Source organism: Phreatobacter cathodiphilus (assembly GCF_003008515.1).
GTDB lineage: Bacteria > Pseudomonadota > Alphaproteobacteria > Rhizobiales > Phreatobacteraceae > Phreatobacter > Phreatobacter cathodiphilus.
In genome coordinates this window covers 2,712,283-2,724,891 of record NZ_CP027668.1, presented here as the reverse complement: position 1 = coordinate 2,724,891, position 12,609 = coordinate 2,712,283, and the positions used below count along the sequence as shown (strand labels likewise).

At 66.9% G+C, this 12,609-nt stretch carries 11 protein-coding genes and 1 tRNA gene; 1 reads left to right on the top strand and 11 read right to left on the bottom strand.

Features of this window, described 5'->3' with window-relative positions; genetic code table 11:
- Positions 1 to 39 precede the first annotated feature (39 nt).
- The 8 genes from C6569_RS13180 to C6569_RS13150 form a co-directional block, all read right to left on the bottom strand.
- Positions 40 to 1,347: an O-antigen ligase family protein gene (locus C6569_RS13180; RefSeq protein ID WP_106749287.1), complete on the bottom strand. Its 1,308-nt coding sequence runs from the start codon at positions 1,345 to 1,347 to the stop codon at positions 40 to 42.
- Between the two features lie 475 nt (positions 1,348 to 1,822).
- The gene (locus C6569_RS13175; RefSeq protein WP_146144801.1) at positions 1,823 to 3,748 is read right to left on the bottom strand and encodes an ATP-binding protein; all 1,926 of its coding nucleotides are present in this window, start codon (positions 3,746 to 3,748) and stop codon (positions 1,823 to 1,825) included.
- Positions 3,735 to 4,238, bottom strand: a complete 504-nt coding sequence (locus C6569_RS13170; protein ID WP_106749285.1) for an ABC-three component system middle component 5 — start codon at positions 4,236 to 4,238, stop codon at positions 3,735 to 3,737. Before C6569_RS13170 ends, C6569_RS13175 begins: the two co-directional genes overlap by 14 nt.
- 2 nt (positions 4,239 to 4,240) lie before the next feature.
- Positions 4,241 to 4,840: an ABC-three component system protein gene (locus tag C6569_RS13165; protein WP_146144800.1), complete on the bottom strand. Its 600-nt coding sequence runs from the start codon at positions 4,838 to 4,840 to the stop codon at positions 4,241 to 4,243.
- Positions 4,837 to 5,049 (bottom strand): hypothetical protein, encoded by a 213-nt coding sequence (locus C6569_RS21735; protein WP_146144799.1) that lies wholly within the window; start codon positions 5,047 to 5,049, stop codon positions 4,837 to 4,839. The genes C6569_RS13165 and C6569_RS21735 overlap by 4 nt, the downstream gene beginning before the upstream one ends.
- A 249-nt stretch (positions 5,050 to 5,298) precedes the next feature.
- Positions 5,299 to 5,375: transfer RNA gene (locus tag C6569_RS13160), tRNA-Arg, on the bottom strand.
- Positions 5,376 to 5,565: 190 nt separating this feature from the next.
- Complete coding sequence (locus tag C6569_RS13155; protein ID WP_106749283.1) at positions 5,566 to 7,092, bottom strand: sensor histidine kinase; 1,527 nt, start codon at positions 7,090 to 7,092, stop codon at positions 5,566 to 5,568.
- Between the two features lie 24 nt (positions 7,093 to 7,116).
- Positions 7,117 to 8,511, bottom strand: coding sequence for an FAD-dependent oxidoreductase (locus C6569_RS13150; RefSeq protein WP_106749282.1), 1,395 nt, complete (start codon positions 8,509 to 8,511; stop codon positions 7,117 to 7,119).
- Between the two features lie 146 nt (positions 8,512 to 8,657).
- On the opposite strand from C6569_RS13150, the gene C6569_RS13145 reads away from it, so the two are divergent.
- On the top strand, positions 8,658 to 9,995 hold the full coding sequence (locus C6569_RS13145) for an esterase-like activity of phytase family protein (protein ID WP_106749281.1): 1,338 nt from the start codon (positions 8,658 to 8,660) through the stop codon (positions 9,993 to 9,995).
- Positions 9,996 to 10,043: 48 nt separating this feature from the next.
- Here C6569_RS13145 and C6569_RS13140 read toward each other — a convergent pair whose 3' ends face one another.
- From C6569_RS13140 to C6569_RS13130, 3 genes are all read right to left on the bottom strand, one after another.
- Complete coding sequence (locus C6569_RS13140) at positions 10,044 to 10,772, bottom strand: FkbM family methyltransferase (protein ID WP_106749280.1); 729 nt, start codon at positions 10,770 to 10,772, stop codon at positions 10,044 to 10,046.
- A 69-nt stretch (positions 10,773 to 10,841) separates the two neighbouring features.
- Positions 10,842 to 11,450 (bottom strand): phosphonate metabolism protein/1,5-bisphosphokinase (PRPP-forming) PhnN, encoded by a 609-nt coding sequence (phnN, locus tag C6569_RS13135; protein WP_106749279.1) that lies wholly within the window; start codon positions 11,448 to 11,450, stop codon positions 10,842 to 10,844.
- A gap of 1 nt (position 11,451) precedes the next feature.
- Complete coding sequence (locus C6569_RS13130) at positions 11,452 to 12,609, bottom strand: alpha-D-ribose 1-methylphosphonate 5-triphosphate diphosphatase (RefSeq protein WP_106749278.1); 1,158 nt, start codon at positions 12,607 to 12,609, stop codon at positions 11,452 to 11,454.

Genomic DNA, 12,609 nt, shown 5'->3' with positions numbered 1-12,609 from the left:
GGGGGCGGACGGGGTGTCGCCTCGGCCGCCCGGCCGAGGTCACTGCCGCAGATGGGCCCTGGCCTGGAGCCGCAGACCGAAAATGGCCATCAGCATGCCGAACCAGACCACGCCGACCGTGTCGAAGAGGATGCTTTCCAGGCACCCCGCGAGGAGGCCGAAGATCCAGATGCGCGTGAAGAGCTCCGTCAGCCGGCGCGAGCCGCCGTTGCGTTCGGCCTGTCCGATGTAGCGCAGCGGCAGGACGATCAGGAACACCATCATCAGCAGCGCGCCCGGGATGCCGGCCGTCAGCAGCAGGTCGAGATAGCTGTTGTGGGCGTTGACGGCGTTGACCGCCCAGCTGAACTCCTCGCGGAAGCCGTGCATCAGATCGGTGTTGCGCCAGAAGGACTGATAGCCGTAGCCGAGCCAGGGCTTCTTCGGGATGTGTTCGAGGGCGAGGGACCAGACCTCGGTCCGCAGGGTGAAGGTGGGGTCGACGCCGAGCGACTTCACGAAGGCGGCGATCCGCTCCGACAGGGCGGAGCCGATGGTGAGAAGCCAGACGCAGGCGAGTGATCCCACGACGATGAGCGCCCGCGCATAGCGCAGCCGCACCACCAGGAAGGAGAGGGCGAGCGTCGCCGGCAGCATGGCGGCCGAGGTCTTGCTGCCGGTGAAGACGAGGAAGGTGCCGGCCAGCAGGACGAGGGGCAGTCCGACGAGCGGCCCCAGCACCCGCGTGACGTAGAGACCGAACAGGACGGCCACCACCATGACCGTGCCGGCGGTGTTCTTGTGGCTGTAGAGGCCGCGCCAGTCGCCCTCCAGCAGCGGCTCGAGCTCATCCGTGAACTGATGCACCGCGTAGCGGGAGAACAGGATCACCCCAACATAGCAGAGCGCCAGCACGATGCCCGTGCAGGCGGCCAGCATGGCGGCGAAGTGCCGTTCGTCGCGGGGCAGGATGAGCATGACGCTCGCGGCGGTGCAGACGATGGCCGCCATGGCGAGCCGCCGGACGGCGAAGAGGGGATCGGGGCTGGGCAGCGAGACCGCCAGCAGCCATGCGAAGATGAGGAACAGAAGGATCCGCGGCCGCAGGATCAGGGAATGGCGCCCGCAGGCGAGCACATAGCCGACAAGCAGCGACAGCATCGCCAGCGCGGCGATCTGGTTCGCGCGGTTCGACGCGACGCCCGACGCCGCCGCCTGATCCATGAAGGTGAGGTCGGGAAAGGGCCTGAAGGACACCCAGATGTAGAGGAAGGTGGCGCAGAACAGCACGGTGGCGGCCGCCAGCGGCAGTCGCCCGGCGACAGAGGCCGGCGCGAGGTCTCCGTGTCTGGCATGCGCCGGCGGCATGTTTCACCCGATGCACTGGAAGCCACGGCGGCGGCGCCACCGTTAACCATCCGTTTAGCAGCTTCGCGGCAGGCGCGCGCCCCTAAAGAAGGAGAGGGGGCCGGTCGGTGGGGTGAGGCGCCAGGCGCGGGCCCGTCGGCGGCCGCGACAGTCTCCAGCAGTGCCTCATCAAAGCGGTGCTTGGCCTGTTCGGCGGCGTGTTCCGGATTGGCCGCGGCGATCGCCATCGGGGTCGCCTTCAAAACGCTGAACCCGCCGCTCTCCCTGATCTATTCGCCCTCTGCCGTCATGCCGACCTTTGCTTTTCTCCATGCTGACCGGCCTGGGCTTCCGCTACCAGTCGGCGCGTAGCGCGGCGCGACTTGATCCGGTGGCGGGGCTTGGGCAGAGGGAGGCGCGGGCGGCCGCCACCTGGGGCGCAGGTGGGATCATAGCTAACGCTCAGATCAACGACGCGCCTAACACCTTACCGGGTTCATAAATCAATCTTGAGAGCCTTGTTGCTGAAACTATAGCGCTCGCCGACCGTCATCGCAGACATATCCAAACCCGGATCCACCATCGATGTGGTGAAAATGATCTGGTGGTCGGTCTCGATGCTCTCGCTGATTGCGGCGATTAGCCTCTGGAAGTTCTGGCTCCGCTGCTCCGTCATCCCCTTGTCTTCGATGTTGTCGAGGAGGAGGAAGCGCGGGTATCGCACGATCGGGCTGGTGCACGACACCCAGTGCAACGCCACGTGGAAGGCGTTGCGAATGACGGTCAGTGAGCTTGCCGAGAAGCCCGACTTGCCGTTCACCGTCACGCGATCCTCCGAAAAGTCGAAATACACGTCGCTCTCTTCAGTGAACTCCGCTTCGGTATGAATGTCTTTGGCAAGGATCGCCGCCGTTCGGCCCTGGATCAGGCGATAGACGCTGTCTTGGTGACGATCGCGCTGCTCTCGCCAAGTGACGATATTCTCTTTAAGCCGCGTGATGTCCTCGTTCAGCTCGGCCCTTGCCTGGGAGAGTTCGGCCAACTGCTGGGCGAGTTGGCGTTCACGCTGGAGCTCGATAAGTTCGCGTTCCGCATAGCCAAGGCGGCTGTTGAGACGATCAATCTGTGCATCGGCCTCGGTCAAATAGTTGCGGGTCAGGTTGAGATATTCGCTCGCCAAGGTATCCCGGACACCCGTGAGCTTTCCGACCTTGGCCTTGGCGGCAGCAAGGTCGTCCCGCCGCTTCGCTTGGAGTTGGTTCGATTCCTTAAGCTGCATCTCAAGTTCGTTCCGCATCCGCGCAAAACGCGATCGGTCGCTGGCAGGCTCTACGTCTGATCGGCAGAGTTTGCACTGGTGATCGTGGTCGGCGTCCCTCAACGGCGAGAAGCAACTCGGGCAGAACAGGAAATTTATCGGACCCAGTGCCGAACTTGCGACCTCGCCTTCCCGCAGCCGCGCTAGCGTTCTCTGGATCTCATCGATCAGCGTATCGGCATCGGCGATGTTGTAGGTCAGCTGCCCGATCAGTACCTGGAGGTCCGAGATGTCACCGTTGACCCGGTCCAGATCCACCTTGATCGTGGCGACAATGCTGGATTGCCCGGGTGCCAGCTGCCGCTCGTCGAACCGGTGGCCTTTAAGCGCCTGGATTTCCGTTAACATCGTAGCGATATCAGCCTCGAGGTTCCGACGGCGAGTCTCAACAAAGTCGAGGTTGAACGCTTCGCCGGCTGCCGTAAGCACACGATTCAGTGCGCCATACTGCTGGGTTGCTGCCTCGTACGCCTTCTCCTTTTCCCGCAATTTGAGCTGTGCTGGATAAAGGCGTGTGTCGAATACGCCGCAAAGTAAGTCACCCACGGCTTGGCGACGCAGGGCAGAATCATTGCGCTCCGCCCGAAAGATGCGATCGACAGGCGTCATCTGGTCGACATACATCAACCGCAGCAGCTGATGCATGGTAATGTTGCCTTCGGCCTCAGCAGGAACCTCTGGCATGTCCATGAGCCGGAACAGAACCTGGGTGAAGCTCTCGCGGTCGCTCATGCGACGGTAGCTGTACCTTTGCCAGCCGTCGGGCCCAGCACCATTCGCAGTTGTGAAGTCGCCGAAATAGATCCACATCGGCTGCTGCGATGCTTCGGCGATCTCTCGCCTCAGCGTCACGACCGAACCGTTCAGGACCACCTCGGCCAGTACCTGATCGCAGGAAGCTGCTTCAGGCTTCCACTGCGTAAGATCACCGCCAAGCGCATAGAAGATCATGTCCGCGATGGTCGATTTGCCGACGCTGTTTCCTTCTCCGGGCACGCCTCGGATGATGTTTACTCCAGTATGAAATTCTTCGTCATAGGCACGCTGGCCCCCCTTAAGGACGACCAGCCGTGACAGCCGTAAGCTGGGATCAAGCCGCATCATATCGATGCTCCAGCAATCCTGTCCGGTCTTTCAATCCGTCTTCGCCCGTTAGTGGGATGGCTGCCATGTCAACCGCCAGCATCTGAACTAGTGGCGCGTCCTCGACGGCGTCAGCGAACATACGCAGGAGTTCTGGCGGGATCTCTCGTCCGGTGCGAACCAGAACGCCCTCATCAAATTCGGCAGGCACTAGGAAGCCCTTGGCCGCAAGCGAGCGGGCGGTCGACTCATGGATTCCTCGTAGCTGTTGAATGAACATGCGCGGGGTAGGGACGCGAGTGTATTTCGAACCGAGCCTCCCAAAATCCCGCTTGCGCTTCGTCATACTGCGGGGAAGGCGCGCGGTTTCGAGCAAGTGCGGAAACAGGTAATAAAGGTCTAGGATGCGGAAAGTGTCCCACTTCATCTGCCGTTCGGGGTTGGCCTCTATCAGCCGGAGCATTCGAAACATGCCGTGGCTGAGATCGAATGCAGGATGATAAACCAACATTGTCAGTGCCAAATAAGATGGCAGTTGCCGGTTAGGAAATAAATCATGCCTCGGACTGTCGATGTTGCCGCGCCGTCATACTCGCTGCACATCTCAAGCTCGCTTACAACCGGCTTTACGACATGCACGTTCACAAGCAGGTCGATATCTTCGCGGCTGGCTCCCTTCGCGACGGCAGGTTTAACCCAAGTCTCGAACTCTTCGTAGATCTTGCCCATCAATGTCGCGTAGATGGTCTGGAACGTTTTTGAGAACATGTTCTTCCGAAGCTCAGCATAGACCATCTCCTTCATGACCTTGGCCATATCCAGCTGGTCCTGGCGATTCGCTGCCGTGAACTTTCCATCCAAACCAACGATTGTCTCATGTTCGACCGACCTCGTGAAGATCTGCAGCTGATCGATATAGTCCGTAAGCTCCTGGTCGTGTGCTGCTTCGTCGCGAAGCTTTCGATAGAGACGGTTCAAGGAGGATTCGGGTGGTGTTGACGCCTGCACAATGACCTTGCGGATCGACACAGTGGAGACGCTGCCGCCGGCTATATGCCCGCCCGCGTGGTTGCCTGACTGAACGACGGCCTTGCCAGAAGACCCGCTGGTCATTCACGCCCGGTGGTCACGTTGCCTGCAGCGATATGACCGCCGGCGAAGTTACCGGACTGCGCAACCGAGCCGTCGTTGGCGGCTGCTGTCGGAGCGCTAACGTTCCTTCTATTCCGGACATCGATGGCGAGCTTGAGCGAGAAGCCGGAAACCAAGCCCGCTAGAAAACTCGCAACCCCTATTGCCCATTCCATGAACATCTCTCCCATGACCAATAGCCTATCGCGAAGTCCAATCGGCTTCAACCATTAGGATACATCGGAAGCGGATCTGCATCCACTAGATGGGATCTAAATGGAGGGGGACGCGGCTTGTTCCCGAGTGGCGGTACCCGCGAAGCCAGACGAGTGCATTCGTGTGAAAGTCAAATGCGCCTTCAGAGGGGCACCTGACGTAGCGCCGCCCAGTCCTAACGCCGGCAGCCGGCACTCGCCCATTCATCGCGTCGGGAAAGACAATGGCGCGCCCGAAAGGATTCGAACCTCTGACCCCCAGATTCGTAGTCTGGTGCTCTATCCAGCTGAGCTACGGGCGCGCGCCGCATCCGAAAAGCGATGTGCCTCTCGAATGGAGGCGGTCGGATACGCTGTTTCGAAACCGATTGCAAGAGGGCCGGGCGGGGATCGAAACTTCTCCACCGCTCCGGCGGCCCTCGCGCCTCAGGCGAGCTTTCGCTGGGCCGATCGAGATCGGATGTTCTCCAAAGATGCGGCTGCAGCCCCGCCTCAGGCGCGCCTGCGCTGGGCGCGGCGGGCGGAGGCCAGATCGATGGGCCTGTCTGGGATGGTGATGCGGAAGGTGGCGCCGAGGGTGCCGTCGGCCAGCGTGATGGTGCCGCCGTGGGCGCGGACCAGCTCTGCGGCGATGGCGAGACCGAGGCCGGTGCCGCCGGGACGGGTCGAGCCCTGGAAGGCCTCGAACAGGTGCTGGCGGGCGCGCTCGGGGACGCCGGGGCCAGTGTCGGAGACCTCGATGACGGCCACCGCCCCCTCGCGCCGGCCGGCGATGCGGATGTGGTCGCGGGCGGGATCGTTGGGGGCGCGCGATTCGAGCGCCTGGTGGGCGTTGCGGGCGAGGTTGAGCAGGACGCGGAACAGGTGATCCGGGTCGGCGTCGAGGCTGATGTCGTCCTCCACCGCGTTGACGAAGCCGATGCGGGCGTCCTCGCCGAGGCCCATGGTCTCGCGCACCTCCTCGGCCAGCGCCGCCAGCTCCACCGGGCGGCGCTGCGGCGGGGCCTCGTGGGCGCGGCCGTAGGAGAGGGTCGACTGGCAGAAGGCGATGGCGCGGTCGAGCGCCTGGATCATCTTCGGCGCGAAGCGCTGCACGGTGGGGTCCGGCACGTTGGCGAGGCGGTCGGAGAAGAGCTGGGCCGAGGCGAGCAGGTTCCTCAGGTCGTGGTTGATCTTGGAGACGGCGAGGCCGAGGGCGGCGAGGCGCGAGCGCTGCGCCAGCATGTCGTGCAGGGAATGCTGCATGGACTGCAGCTCGTATTCGGCGACGCCCACCTCGTCCTTGCGGCCGGTGGGCACGATGGCGCGGCTGATGTCCTCGGGGTTCTCGCGGAAGGCGATCATCGTGTCGGTCAGGCGCCGCATGGGCCGCACGAACATCAGGTGCAGCGTGACGTAGACCAGCGCCGCGGAGACGGCGGAGATGAAGAGCGAATAGATCAGCAGCGTCTTGGAGAAGCGCAGCATGGCGTGGCGCAGCGGCGTCTCGTCCATGACGATCTCGACGAAATCGCCGGCACGGCGGGCCTCCCCCATCACCCGCATGGCGCGCCCGTCGCGCGCGAAGAGCGTGGCGAAGGCCTCGGGGATGGAGCGGAAGATCGGCTGGTTGCGCATGTCGATGGTGACGTCGACGTCGGGCAGTTCGTCGGAGGCGGCGAGCAGGCGGCGCGCCGGCCCGGTCTTCAGCGCCACCGCCTTGGCGCCGGCGCTGTCCAGGAGCTCGCGCACCAGCCCCTCGGGCACCATCCCGCTGGGCGCCGCCTCGAGCACGAGGGCGGCGGTGCGGCCGGCGGCCAGGCGGTCGTCCAGCCAGGAATTGCGGAAATTGGCGACGGCCGGCACGTAGATGAGGACTTCGGCGACGAGGATGAAGAGCGTCGTCAGGATCAGCAGCTTGCCGGACAGGCCGACGCCGCGCGATGGCACCGGCGCGGCAACGTCGAGCGCCGCCGGGTCGATGCCGGCGGGCTGGCCCGCCGCCTCCCGCGCCTGACGATCATCCGAAGTCTCTGCCATCCGGCGTCCCGTTGCGGCCCTGTCTCAGCCGAGCCAGCGTAACAGACGGATGGTCCGCCTGATCCACGGATTCGACAAGCGATTGCTGAAATAGGCGAGCGCGGTGCGTTTGCCTATGTCGCTTACGCCGGGATAGGGCAACTGGATGGCGGCGAGATCATGAACGCCGAGCCCCTTGCCCATGGCGAGGGCGATGGGCGCGGCGATGGCCGGGGCTTCGGCGGCGAGGATCGCGGCGCCGAGAAGGCGCCCCTTCGCCGAGACGATGAGCTTCACGTGGCCCTCGGGCGAGCCCCCGACATGGGCGGCCGGGCTTTCGCCGATGGGCAGGCGCAGCACGCGGCAGCGCGGATCGCGGCGGCGCGCCTCCGCCTCGCCGCTGCCGATCTCGACGAGAGCCGGAGAGGTGGCGACGGAGCGTATGGGCAGGAGGTCTCCCGCGCGCACCGCCCGGCGCAGCAGGATGTGCGGGGCGAGCAGGGCGGCCTGCCGTTCGGAGAGGCCGGCGTCGGCGGCGGGATCGCTCGCCTCGCCGATGGCAAGGATGCGGCGGTTGGCGGTCGCCAGCGCCCCATCGACGGCGATGCCGGCCGGTCCGTGCGTCACGCCCGCCGCCTCGAGGTCGAGGCCGTCCAGGGCGGGCAGACGCCCGGCCGAGGCGAGGACGTGCGAGGCGGCGAGGGCGCCGTCCTCGCCGCCTCGGCTGGCGGTGAGCACGATGCCCTCGTCCCGGCGCTCCAGGCCGGTGACGCGAGCCTGTTCGAAGAGCGTCACGCCATCTGTGAGCAGTCGGTCGCGCAGGGCCGCCGCCATGTCGGGATCATGGCCGGGCAGCAGGTTCTCCGGAGCGAAGAGCGTCACCCGTGCGCCGAGGCGCCGGACGCCTTGGGCCAGGGTCAGGGCGGCGGCGTCGCCGCCGACGACGGCGAGGTGGACGGGCAGGGCATCGAGATCCCAGACGGTGTCGGGCGTCAGCACCGGCACCGCGTCGAGGCCGGGAACGGCCGGCAACCGGGGCGCCGATCCAAGGGCGAGGACGAAGCGGCGGGCCTCGACGGCGCGCCCGCCGGCCGCGAGGCTGCGCGGCCCGGTGAAGGTCGCGGTGCCCTCGATGACCCGGATGCCGGCCGAGGCGAGGCGACGGGGCGCGCCGTTCACCGCCTGCGAACCGACCGCTGCCGTGATCCGGCGCTTGACGTCGGACCAGGTGCCCGACGCGTCGCCCGCCGTCGCCGTGCGCAGGACGGCGAGGCGCAGCGCCAGGTCCTGAAGGGTCAGGCCCCCGCCCGGCGGAAGCACGACGGCGACGGACGTCCCGGCCGCGGCCAGGCCCATGGCGAGGGAGAGCCCGCCGGGATCGGCCCCGACGATGCACGTGTCCACGGTTTCGAGGGGCAGGAGGGAAGAGGGGCTGCTCATGACACATTTGTGGGACGCTGGGCGGGCGGTGTCGAGAGCGGGCGGCGGCGGGCCTGCCCTTTCGTCATCGCGCCGTCGTCCGCCTGTCGGGGCGGCGTCACGCGTGCTGGGCAAAAGGGCGGCGTCACCCCTCGCGAGGAGTTCCCATGCGCGCTCTCGTCCTGCTCGCCGGCCTGATGGCCGCGACCCCCGCCTTCGCCGATGCGGAATTTCCCGCCTCGCTCGCCGGTCACGCCATCCTGCCCGCCGACACCTTCATCGCCCCGCCGGCAGACGCGCCGGCCGACCTGCAGGTCTCCGGCAAGTTCACCGGCGCCGCTCGGGTCGATGCCCTCGGCACCGTCATGGGCCGCTCGGCCGGGCGGCCCACCGGCCTGTCGGTGCCGTTCCGCGGCCAGCCGGTGCAGGGCCATTCCGGCATCCGCCGCATGGCGGACGGCACCTACTGGGTGCTGACCGACAACGGCTTCGGCAACAAGCGCAACTCGCCCGACGCCATGCTCTTCCTCAGCCACTACCGCATGGATTTCGAGAAGGGGACGATGGAGCGGATCGCCACCGTGTTCCTCTCCGACCCCGACAGGAAGGTGCCGTTCCGCATCGCCAACGAGGCGACGGAGCGTCGCTACCTGACCGGCGCCGACTTCGATCCCGAGAGCTTCCAGATCATCGGCGGCAAGATCTGGATCGGCGAGGAGTTCGGCCCCTATCTCATCCGCGCCGACATGACCGGCAAGATCGAGGCGATCTTCGAGACCATGGTCGACGGTCAGGTCGCCCGCTCGCCGGATCATCCCGCCGTGATCACCCCGAACGTTCCGGGCGGCGCCGTCGACTTCCGCGTCCGCCGCTCGAAGGGCTTCGAGGGCATGGCCGCCTCGCCCGACGGCCGCTTCCTCTATCCGCTGCTGGAAGGCGCGCTGTGGGACCCGGCTACCCGGGCGCTGGAGCAGGTCGACGGGCGCGAGTATCTCCGCATCCTCGAGTTCGACGTCGCCGCGGGCCGCTACACCGGCCGCCACTGGAAGTACGTTCTCGACGCCAACGGCCTGTCGATCGGCGACTTCAACATGATCGACGCCACCACCGGCCTGATCATCGAGCGTGACGACAACGAGGGCGTGGCGGAGCGGGCCTGCCCGGCGGGCCAGCGCGCGGAAAACTGCTTCCACGCCCTGCCGCGCATCAAGCGCGTCTGGAAGATCGAGATGACGGATGCCAATGCCGGCGGCCCCGTGCGCAAGATCGGCTTCATCGACCTCCTGGCGATCCGCGACCCCGACAAACGCTCGCGGGTGCCGCTGTCGGGCGGTCACTTCCAGATGCCGTTCTTCACCATCGAGAACGTCGACGTGGTCGATGCCGACCACATCATCGTCGGCAACGACAACAACCTGCCCTTCTCGTCGAGCCGCGACCCCAACAAGGCCGACGGCAACGAGATGGTCCTGCTGCGCGTGCCGGAATTCCTGCGCGCCCGCTGAGCCCGCCGGGCGACCCATGAAGGCCCGGCTTCGGCCGGGCCTTTTCGTTCAGGCGGAGAGGGGCGCGGTCTTCGTCATGCGCGTGATGTTGCGCCGGACGGCGAAGATGCGGCCCCAGGCGTCGCCCTTCAGGTCCTGCCGGTAGCCCTGGTAGCCGAGCAGGTCGTCCCAGGCGAATTCCTCGTCGTGGAGGAGATCGAACTCGGCGGCGAGCGTCGCGCGGATCTGCTCGCGGTTCTTGCGGTTCTGGAACTCCAGCAGGACGAGCGAGGTGCGCGACAGGTCGAGATGGGCGAGGACCTCGCCCTCACCGCCCTCGATGTCGATCTTGACGACGTCGGCGGAGGGCAGAGACGCCGGATCGACCACGTCGACCTCGTAGGTCTCGACGAGCGTCCCTTCCGCGAAGGTGTCGCCGGAATAGGCGGCGAGCCCGGATTCGCCATCTCCCGCGAAGCGGCTGTGGAAGGTCGCCTTCGTCTGGCCGCCGGGAAACAGCGCGGCGTTGACGATGGTAATGTCGCGGCGGCCGGCGGTGTTCCGCCTCAGGAACTCGAAAGTGCCGGGATGGGGCTCGAAGGAGCGCACGTGGCTGCCCGGCCAGCGGGCCGAGGACCAGAGCGCGAAGGAGCCGACATTGGCGCCGATGTCGAGGATGTCGAGGCCGACGCCGTCGTAATCGGCCTCGTACTCGCCCTCCAGCACGTGACGGATCGCCGCCTCCATCGGTTCGGGGCAGTCGAGGGACATGGGGATGCGGGCGACATAGCGACTCACGGGCGCGGCTCCTGACGATGCGGTCGGCCGTCGTCCTATCACGATTTCGTCAACGGTGCGGCGATGCCGTCAGACGAGGCTGGTGCGGCTGGCGCCGGCGATGACGGCGAGCAGCCGGTCGGCGGCGGGCTCGATCGCGCCGTCGTTGACGATGACCACATCCGGGTCGACCGGGGTCGAGACCTGGCGCACGACGCGGGCGGCCGCATCGCCGTCGGAAGCGCGCGAGCGGGCGGCGACGCGGGCCTGCAGCACCTCGGGGGGTGCCGTGATCTCCACGACGGTGACGTTGCGATAGCGCTGGCGGGCCGCCGCCAGCACCTCGCGGGAGACATTGCAGACTGCGGTGCGGCCGCCATAGATCGCGTGGTCGACCACCGCGGGAATGCCGTAGCGGTGGCCGTGGGCCGACCAGGTCAGGGCGAATCCACCCGCCTCGGCGATGCGCGCGAAGGTCGCCTCGTCCGCCTCGACGTTGTCCTCCGCCGCAGAGGGCGGCCGGGTAACGATGCGGCGGGGAAAGAGCACGGCCTCGTCGGCCGCCAGCCGGTTGCGCACGGCGGCGATGAGCGTATCCTTGCCGGCGCCGCTCGGCCCCACCACGAGGACGAGCCGTCCCGGCCCGATGGGCCTCTGCTCGGCCACCGGCCGTCCTTCTCCGCGTAGCCCCGGAGCCATGTCAGGCGATCCTGCGGCCCGTGCGCCAGACCTCGCGCACCACGGGCTTGGCGCCGATCATGGCGACACGGACGAGATCGGCGCGCTTGCCCACAGCGATCTCGCCGCGGTCGGTCATGCCGGTGGCCAGCGCCGGCTTCAGCGTCACGGTCTGGATGGCGCCGGCAAGGCCGCCCATGGCCGGCACGTCGGCGAGCCCGAAGGCGCCGTGGATGAGGCTGATCGGCACGTAGTCGGAGGAGAGGATGTCGAGGACGCCCGCCTCCGCCAGTTCCACCGCCGAGACGTTGCCGGAATGGGAGCCGCCGCGCACGACGTTGGGCGCGCCCATCAGCACCGAGATGCCGGCGGCGTGGGAGGCGCGTGCTGCCTCCACGGTCGTCGGGAACTCGGCGATGGACACCCGGTCGGCGACGGATTCGGCGACGTGGTCCTCCAGCGTGTCGTCGTGGCTGGCGAGCGCGATGCCTGAGCGGTGGGCGAGGGCGACGAGCCCGCGCTTGTTCGGCTCGCCGATCTCGTCGGCGCGGGCGCGGCGGTTGGCGAAGAGCCGGTCGAGATCGCTCTCCGACAGGCCGGTCTTGCCGCGGTAGTAGGTGCGCAGCTTCTCTTCGTCGCGGAACTGGCGCTGGCCCGGCGTGTGGTCCATCAGCGACATCAAGCGCACGTCGAAGCGGGCAAGATAGCTCTCGGCCTCTTCCACCACCCCGCGCGAGGGGATCTCGCAGCGCAGGTGCGTGTGGTGGTCGGAGCGCAAGAGCCCCGTGGCCTTGGCCGTCGCGATGGCCTCGGAGAGATCGAGCAGGCCGTCGGCCGTGGTCGGCCGGTCATCGTCGGAGCCGATGCGCAGGCTGTCGAACACGGTGGTGATGCCGGAGGCGGCGATCTGCGCGTCATAGGCGAAGACGGCCGAGAGCGGGTCCCAGTGAACCTTGGGGCGCGGCTGGTAGTGCGGTTCGAGGTGGTCGGTGTGGAGTTCGACCAGGCCGGGAATGAGGAGGTCCTCGCCGAGGTCGGCGGCATCCGACCGTCGGGTGTCGGCTTCGATGGCGGTGATGACGCCGTCCTCCACCACCACGGTCGCGGCGATCTCGCGGTCGGCGAGAACCACGCGGCGGGAGAAGAGGGTCAGCGATCCGATGTCGTCCGGCGTGGTCAT

Bases quoted from the DNA above. Each gene is read 5' to 3' on its own strand.
- C6569_RS13130 (WP_106749278.1), bottom strand. From the start codon at position 12,609: ATGACCACGCCGGACGACATCGGATCGCTGACCCTCTTCTCCCGCCGC.
- C6569_RS21735 (WP_146144799.1), bottom strand. From the start codon at position 5,049: ATGGGAGAGATGTTCATGGAATGGGCAATAGGGGTTGCGAGTTTTCTA.
- C6569_RS13145 (WP_106749281.1), top strand. From the start codon at position 8,658: ATGCGCGCTCTCGTCCTGCTCGCCGGCCTGATGGCCGCGACCCCCGCC.
- C6569_RS13180 (WP_106749287.1), bottom strand. From the start codon at position 1,347: ATGCCGCCGGCGCATGCCAGACACGGAGACCTCGCGCCGGCCTCTGTC.
- phnN (WP_106749279.1), bottom strand. From the start codon at position 11,450: ATGGCTCCGGGGCTACGCGGAGAAGGACGGCCGGTGGCCGAGCAGAGG.
- C6569_RS13155 (WP_106749283.1), bottom strand. From the start codon at position 7,092: ATGGCAGAGACTTCGGATGATCGTCAGGCGCGGGAGGCGGCGGGCCAG.
- C6569_RS13175 (WP_146144801.1), bottom strand. From the start codon at position 3,748: ATGATGCGGCTTGATCCCAGCTTACGGCTGTCACGGCTGGTCGTCCTT.
- C6569_RS13150 (WP_106749282.1), bottom strand. From the start codon at position 8,511: ATGAGCAGCCCCTCTTCCCTCCTGCCCCTCGAAACCGTGGACACGTGC.
- C6569_RS13170 (WP_106749285.1), bottom strand. From the start codon at position 4,238: ATGTTGGTTTATCATCCTGCATTCGATCTCAGCCACGGCATGTTTCGA.
- C6569_RS13165 (WP_146144800.1), bottom strand. From the start codon at position 4,840: ATGACCAGCGGGTCTTCTGGCAAGGCCGTCGTTCAGTCAGGCAACCAC.